We start from the raw sequence: 4,225 nt of genomic DNA, 5'->3' as shown, positions 1-4,225 counted from the left end.
TGCACGACGGACGCGGCGCCAGCGTACTGACGCGCGCTCAGCTGGCACAGCTTGAGCAGCACTGGCCGCAGGATGAAGCCGGTTATCGCCTGAGTTATCACCTGATGTATGGAGTTTTAAGTAAATGACACGCTGGTTTATTACCGGAACCGATACCGAAGTGGGCAAAACTGTGGCCAGCGGCGCGCTGCTACAGGCGGCGAGCGCCACCGGTTTACGCACCGCAGGCTACAAGCCGGTGGCATCCGGCTGCGAGATCACGCCGCATGGCATCCGCAACAGCGACGCGCTGGCGCTACAGCGCTACAGCAGCCTGGCGTTAAGTTATGAGCAGGTGAACCCGCTGGCGTTTGTCGAGCCGACCTCGCCGCATATCATCAGCGCGGAAGAGGGCAGACCTATTACATTTGCCACGCTGTCAGCGGGCTTGCGCGCGCTGGAGCAGCATGCGGAATGGGTGTTAGTTGAAGGCGCAGGTGGATGGTTTACGCCGCTGTCGGAAACGCAAACGTACGCCGATTGGGTAGAGTCCGAGCAACTGCCGGTGATTCTGGTGGTGGGGGTGAAACTTGGTTGCATCAACCATGCGATGCTCACCGCCGAAGCGGTTAAAGCGCGCGGATTGCGCCTTGCGGGTTGGATTGCCAATGATATTCAGCCGCCCGGCAAACGCCATCAGGAGTATATGGCCACGCTGCGTCAGCGTATTGATGCGCCGTTCCTTGGTGAGATCCCGCACCTTAGCGATGAGGCCGACCAGGCGGAATGTGGGCGTTATTTGAGGTTGCCGCAATAAATAACCCAGGTCGCCATTCATGGCGACCTGGCTACATCGTCACGTCGCGGTCAGCCACTTATTCACCGTTAAATCATCCAGCTGCGCCACTTTGCCATGCGCCACGTTACGCCCACGATGCAGCAGCAGGAAATAATCGGCGACGCGCCGGACAAACGACACGTGCTGCTCCAGCAGCAAAATGGTTAAACCATACTCACGGTTTAGCCGACGAATCAGATTGCCCATCTCCTCTTCCAGCCACGGCGACATCCCTTCCGTTGGCTCATCCAGAATCACCAGCTTAGGCTGCAGCACCAGCGCGCGCGCCAGTGCCAAATGTTGCTGCTGTTCCATCGGCAGCTCGCCGCTGCGCTGATGGCGCAATGAATAGAGCGCCGGGAACAGGTCAAACACCATTTCCGGAATGGCGCGACTACGATCGTCCTGCGCCGCCATCAGGGCGATCAGCAGGTTATCCTCCACGCTCATCTGCGAGAAAATATGCCGTCCTTGCGGCACGTAACCAATGCCGGTACGCGCGCGCAGCTCGGCCGGTTGCAGCAGCAAATCTTCCGGCGGTGCGCCATCTTCCTGCCAGGTCATCGAGCCGCTGTTAATCGGCAGGCGGCCCATAATGCAGTTCACTAACGTGGTTTTGCCCATGCCGGGGCTGCCCAACACACCGGTGCAGGTGCCCGGCGGCAGATCGAGATCCACATCCCACAGAATGTGATTTTGACCGTAAAACTGATTCACCGAACGTAAACTCAGCATCTGACATACTCCTTCCAGATTATTAGCCTGAATGCTCCCGCTCTGTGTCGTCTGGCATACAGTCGTGCACGATTGATGGACACCGCTGTCGTCGGCAAGTGCCGATATGGACTCGTCACTCCATATAGCAAACACTGCAATTCCCAGGCCAGGTTAGGAATTTAACTCTTTCCAGGTCGGAAACCTGACAAATCAACCGCTAAAAGTTGAGAAACGCTTAACAATTGCCAGCGGTGATAAATCAGCTGCACTTTGACGGTGCTGACTGCTTAACGTTTCTGGTGCATTTGATCGTTCGTAAGGCAATAACCGGGGAAATAAATGGCCTTAAAGGCTTGCTTTTCTCCAGGTAAGGAGAGGTAAACAGGGAAAAAGAAGGGTTAATGCGACACGCAGGAGGAGAAAAATAAATGCGAAAAAATTTTTTTTCGCGCTTAAGAATGGGCTGGAGAAAATTATACACAGCCGATGGGCTCGGGGCTGGATTCACTTATCCACCATTACTGTGGATAACCTTGTGCATTAGCGACTGAAAACCGTGTGCAAGCGAGTAAATTCGCGGCCTTCATACATTATGATGAGAAACTGGGCTTTTGAGTCAACATGAATTAAAACAGCAGGTTAGTTAAAATCAAGCATGCGAATTATCTGGCTTGTCATCGGACTGCAATTTAATGACACTCTATTGACAAATGTTAAAAGCGTCCTCCGCTTGGGGATAACATTGCGCAACAAGAGCTTGCTGGCTGCCGCTTAAATTGCACTGAAGAAAATCGGCTTCAGGTTCCATTATCGTGCAAGGTTACTGTAATTATGTCCAGTATTTTTTTCTGGCAAATTCGCCATAGCAGAGTAGAATTAGCAGCCTGCCCGCCGACTTCATCTGCTGGAACCGCTAAAACATGAGCAAAGCCTTTAAACTCAACTCCGCTTTCAAGCCTTCAGGCGATCAACCTGAGGCGATTCGCCGTCTCGAAGAGGGGCTGGAAGATGGACTCGCGCATCAAACGCTGTTGGGCGTGACGGGCTCTGGTAAAACGTTTACCGTGGCGAACGTGATTGCCGACCTCAACCGTCCGACCATGGTGCTGGCGCCGAATAAAACCCTGGCAGCGCAGCTCTACGGCGAGATGAAGGAGTTTTTCCCGGATAACGCGGTAGAGTTTTTCGTCTCTTATTACGATTACTATCAGCCTGAAGCCTATGTGCCGAGTTCTGACACCTTTATCGAGAAAGATGCCTCGGTGAATGAGCACATTGAGCAGATGCGTCTGTCGGCGACCAAAGCGCTGCTGGAGCGTCGTGATGTGATTGTGGTGGCGTCGGTTTCGGCGATCTACGGTCTGGGCGATCCCGATCTCTACCTGAAAATGATGCTGCACCTGACGCGCGGCATGATTATCGATCAGCGCAGTATTCTGCGTCGCCTGGCGGAGCTGCAATACACCCGCAACGATCAGGCCTTCCAGCGCGGTACCTTCCGCGTGCGCGGCGAAGTGATTGATGTGTTCCCGGCCGAATCAGACGACATTGCGCTGCGTATTGAACTGTTTGATGAAGAAGTTGAGCGACTGTCGCTGTTCGATCCGCTGACTGGCCAGATTGATTCCGTCATCCCACGCTTTACCGTCTATCCAAAAACGCACTACGTGACGCCGCGCGAACGTATTCTGCAAGCGATGGAAGAGATCAAAGATGAGCTGGTGATCCGCCGCAAAGTGCTGCTGGAGAACAACAAGCTGCTTGAAGAGCAGCGTATTTCTCAGCGTACGCAGTTCGATCTCGAAATGATGAACGAGTTGGGCTATTGCTCCGGCATCGAAAACTACTCGCGCTATCTCTCCGGTCGTGGACCGGGCGAGCCGCCGCCGACTTTGTTCGACTATTTACCGGCGGATGGCTTGCTGGTGGTCGACGAATCGCATGTCACTATTCCGCAGATTGGCGGCATGTATCGCGGTGACCGCGCGCGTAAAGAGACGCTGGTTGAATACGGTTTCCGCTTGCCGTCGGCGCTGGATAACCGTCCAATGCGCTTTGAAGAGTTTGAAGCGGCCGCGCCGCAAACCATTTATGTGTCGGCCACGCCGGGCAATTACGAGCTGGAAAAATCGGGCAGCGAAGTGATTGATCAGCTGGTGCGCCCAACTGGCCTGCTGGATCCGGTGCTGGAAGTGCGTCCGGTGGCGACGCAGGTCGACGATTTGCTGTCGGAAATCCGCAAGCGTGTGGAGATTAACGAGCGGGTGCTGGTGACCGTACTGACCAAACGTATGGCGGAAGATCTCACCGAATACCTTGTGGAACACGGCGAGAAGGTGCGCTATCTGCACTCGGATATCGATACCGTCGAACGTATGGAGATCATCCGCGATCTACGCCTCGGCGAATTTGATGTGCTGGTCGGCATCAACTTGCTGCGAGAAGGTCTGGATATGCCGGAAGTGTCGCTGGTGGCGATTCTCGATGCCGATAAAGAGGGCTTCCTGCGTTCCGAGCGTTCGCTGATTCAGACCATTGGCCGCGCCGCGCGTAATATCAACGGCCGGGCGATTCTCTACGCCGACAAAATCACGCCTTCGATGGAGCGTGCGATGGGCGAAACCGAGCGCCGTCGCGAGAAGCAGCAGAAATACAACGAAGAGAATGGCATTACGCCGCAAGGGCTCAACA

General features: G+C 54.7%; 3 protein-coding genes and 1 pseudogene. 3 read left to right on the top strand and 1 reads right to left on the bottom strand.

Translation table 11 applies throughout. The features are described 5' to 3' along the window. Nucleotides 1-128 (top strand): annotated as a pseudogene (locus tag RTY00_RS20970) (malonyl-ACP O-methyltransferase BioC); the annotation flags it as partial. Further along, entirely contained in the window at nucleotides 125-796 is a 672-nt protein-coding gene (gene bioD, locus RTY00_RS20965; protein WP_312665990.1) for a dethiobiotin synthase, read from the top strand. The pseudogene RTY00_RS20970 and the gene bioD, both read left to right, overlap by 4 nt. A gap of 39 nt (nucleotides 797-835) precedes the next feature. On the opposite strand, the gene RTY00_RS20960 is transcribed toward bioD, so the two are convergent. Then, nucleotides 836-1,552, bottom strand: coding sequence for an ABC transporter ATP-binding protein (locus RTY00_RS20960; protein WP_008102708.1), 717 nt, complete (start codon nucleotides 1,550-1,552; stop codon nucleotides 836-838). Between the two features lie 902 nt (nucleotides 1,553-2,454). Here RTY00_RS20960 and uvrB point away from each other — a divergent pair. Further along, nucleotides 2,455-4,225 (top strand): excinuclease ABC subunit UvrB (uvrB, locus tag RTY00_RS20955; protein WP_312665988.1); only part of this gene is annotated, 1,771 nt, incomplete at its 3' end.

The sequence above is a fragment of the Pantoea sp. CTOTU49201 genome, from assembly GCF_032054795.1.
In the GTDB taxonomy this organism is placed as follows: Bacteria; Pseudomonadota; Gammaproteobacteria; order Enterobacterales; family Enterobacteriaceae; genus Pantoea; species Pantoea symbiotica.
This window is presented reverse-complemented; position numbering and strand designations above follow the sequence as displayed.

What these genes read in the sequence shown, in the direction of transcription:
- bioD (WP_312665990.1), top strand. Translation starts at nt 125, where the DNA reads ATGACACGCTGGTTTATTACCGGAACCGATACCGAAGTGGGCAAAACT.
- RTY00_RS20960 (WP_008102708.1), bottom strand. Translation starts at nt 1,552, where the DNA reads ATGCTGAGTTTACGTTCGGTGAATCAGTTTTACGGTCAAAATCACATT.